We start from the raw sequence: 2,742 nt of genomic DNA, 5'->3' as shown, positions 1-2,742 counted from the left end.
GGATGGTGCGCAGGTTCTCGGAGCGCTGCGCGGGCGGCAGGCTGGCCAGCTCCTTCTGCACGGAGCTCAAGTCGAGGAAGTGGTTCATCAGCTCCTGCTGGTGGGCCTTCATATAGGCCTCGGTGTCCTGGCCGTACGTCTTGGCGAGGCTCTCCTTGTACTTCGCCATGCGGTCACTGACGGTGGCATCGGGCAGGGCGTTGATGGCCGTCAGCGCGTCCGCCACGGACTGATTGCGCAGCTCGCCGGCCCAGAGCTTCTCGGCGACCTCCTTGCCGAAAATCTCGTTGCGCTCCTCCCACAGGGCGGCGCGGCGCTCGGCGGCGGGCTTGTCCTGGAGCTCGGCGCTGTGCTCCCGCATCCAACGCCCGTAGTCCAGACGCTGGCGCAGCCGCAGGGCCAGCTCGTCATACAGCTCGGGGAAGGCCTGCTGGACGAGGGCGAGCAGGTCCGCCTCCCAGCCCGTGGGGTTGAGCCGCTGGAAGTGGCGCATGAGCTCTTCCAGCATGCGCATCTGCGTGTGGGGCTCGCGGATGCGCGCTCCGTAGCGCGAGCGCAGGTAGGAGACCAGGTCCTCCGGCAGGCGCACCGGCCCGCGCGAACTCTCCTGGAGGCTCGCGGCGGAGGCGGCGGTCGCGGGGTGGGTGTTCGGGGTGGTGCCGCGTGCCCCCACCTTCACCGGGGCCACGTCCGGGGACGGCTCCTGGGTCGGGCGCGTCTTGTAGACGAGCAGCGCCGAGCCGGCGAGGAGCAGCACGAGGGCGACCAGGAGGGGGGACTTCCGACGATTCATGAGGGGAGATGCTACCCCCGGAAGGCCCATGCGCACATGGGGGGGCCCTCCGGGGGGTGCTTCAGGCAGACGTCAGTCGTAGGCGGCGATGTAGTCGAAGATGGCCGCGTAGAACTCGGGCTCGTCGAAGGTGTCCGGGCCCACGCCGACCACGTCCATGTGGTCCTGGATGATGACGCTCGACATGGAGGTCATCTGCGAGGAGGCGCTGGGGGTGTTGATGTTGCCCATGTAGGGGACGTTGGAGTCGGTGCCCACGTAGTCGAAGCCGAGCGCGGACTCGGAGTACTTGAGGCGGTAGCCCATCTGCTGGGAGTTGATGCCCACCAGGCCGTCGTCATCGGTCTCGTTGGCGTAGCCGTCGCCCTTGCCGGCGGCGCCGTCGTTGTCGCAGTCCTCGAGGCAGTAGCCGTCGCCGTCGATGTCGTAGATGAACTCGCTGAGCAGCCAGAGCGCGGGGTTCACGTTGACGCCGTTCTGCGCGGTGAGGAGCGAGACGTAGCGGGAGGCGTAGCGCGAGTCGATGGGGTTGTTGACGTTGAAGGCCTTGGTGCCGGTGGTGACGCCGTCGGTGGAGCTGTAGTCGTTGTGGACCAGCTGCTTGGCACCGGCGTAGGCGTCATTGCCCGCCTGGTAGACGATGTCGCCGTAGTACTTGGCGAGGGTGGCGACGACGCTGGTGACGCCGGGCTTCAGGTCGAGGATGTACTTGGCCACGGGCGAGCCGCGGTGGGGCGAGGACACGCTGACGGCCACGCTCACCACGGTGTAGCCCTTGCGGGTGTAGAGCACCTTGGCCGCCTTGCGGATGTCGAGGCCGCCCTGCGAGTGGCCGATCAGGTTCACGCGGGTGGCGCCCACGCTGGCCAGGTAGCCCTCGACGTCGTTGGCCAGGTCCAGGCCACGCACCTCGGACGTCTGGAAGGGCTGCACCTGGGCGACGAAGGACTGCTGGCCGCCGTCGATGTCCTCGTTGCAGCCGATCTCCGCGAACTGGCACGAGTCGCCGACGAACATGCCGTAGTCGTCGCCCCAGTAGTCATAGCCGAGGATGTTGTCGAAGCCGGCCATGCCGTGGGCGAACACCACGGGGTAGGTCGTCTTGGCGGCACCGGCGTGGGCCTGGGTGGCGAGGCCGACGGCGAACAGCGCCGCCAGCAGGGGGTGCGGCTTCTTCATGGGCACTCCTGGGGTGTCCCCGCCAGGCGGAGCCGGGTCGGGGCGGTAGGGGTAAGGGGGTACCGCGGGTGCTTCGTGGAGCGCGGGAGCATCGGGTCTCTCCCGAACAAGGAGCAACCCCAGCAAACCTCACGCCAGCACCCGTGCGTCACGGCTCCGAGGGCGCCGCGATGCGTCATGTGGGAGAAGTGGAGCATTGATGCTCCAGTCAATCGCGGGCCCTGTCGGCGCCGGGGCTTCACGCCGGGGGAGAAGGGCGTGAAACCAAGGGGTTACATGTCACCCCCCCGCACTGTCCTGGAAGAGGACAGAGGTGGGTGGAATTCGGACAGCGCGCGGGGAGGATCACGAGGAAGCGGGAAGTGGCTGCCACGAGGGGCGCGGCCCGGTACTGTGGCGATCGCGCGGTTCCGGGAGGGGACGTGGCGAACAGGATGAAACTCGACACGCTGGCGGGGGAGACGTTCCTGCGCCAGGACGGTCTGGTGCGGGAGGAGGACGGGGCGCGGCTCGCGTTGGTGACGTGCGGGGAGGAGCTCGCGCGGCTGCTGGACGGGGCGATGGCGTTCTCGTTCTCGCACGAGGTGCCGGAGCGGCCCGGGGAAGGCGAGGCGGTGGAGCGCTTCCTGAGGGACTGCTCGGAGTTCAGCGACGTGCCGGGGCTGCCCGAGTCGCTGCGCCTGGAGATGGAGGAGCACTTCGGGAAGTTGTTGGACGCGCTGTGGGCCGAGGACTGGCTGGTGTTCGGAGGCGCGCGCGAGACGACGCTG

The 2,742-nt window shown here is 68.6% G+C and carries 3 protein-coding genes; 1 reads left to right on the top strand and 2 read right to left on the bottom strand.

Annotated features, from left to right (window positions below):
* Nucleotides 1–793: hypothetical protein (locus tag VF794_RS09065; protein WP_331108794.1), on the bottom strand; the 793-nt coding region annotated here is incomplete at its 3' end.
* 72 nt (nt 794–865) lie between these two features.
* Nucleotides 866–1,972 (bottom strand): acetyltransferase, encoded by a 1,107-nt coding sequence (locus VF794_RS09060; RefSeq protein ID WP_331108792.1) that lies wholly within the window; start codon nt 1,970–1,972, stop codon nt 866–868.
* A 434-nt stretch (nt 1,973–2,406) separates the two neighbouring features.
* On the opposite strand from VF794_RS09060, the gene VF794_RS09055 reads away from it, so the two are divergent.
* A partial coding sequence (locus VF794_RS09055) for a hypothetical protein (RefSeq protein ID WP_331108790.1) occupies nt 2,407–2,742 on the top strand: 336 nt, incomplete at its 3' end.

The organism is Archangium sp. (assembly GCF_036389735.1).
Lineage (GTDB): Bacteria > Myxococcota > Myxococcia > Myxococcales > Myxococcaceae > Archangium.
This window is presented reverse-complemented; position numbering and strand designations above follow the sequence as displayed.

Bases quoted from the DNA above. Each gene is read 5' to 3' on its own strand.
- VF794_RS09060 (WP_331108792.1), bottom strand. From the start codon at position 1,972: ATGAAGAAGCCGCACCCCCTGCTGGCGGCGCTGTTCGCCGTCGGCCTC.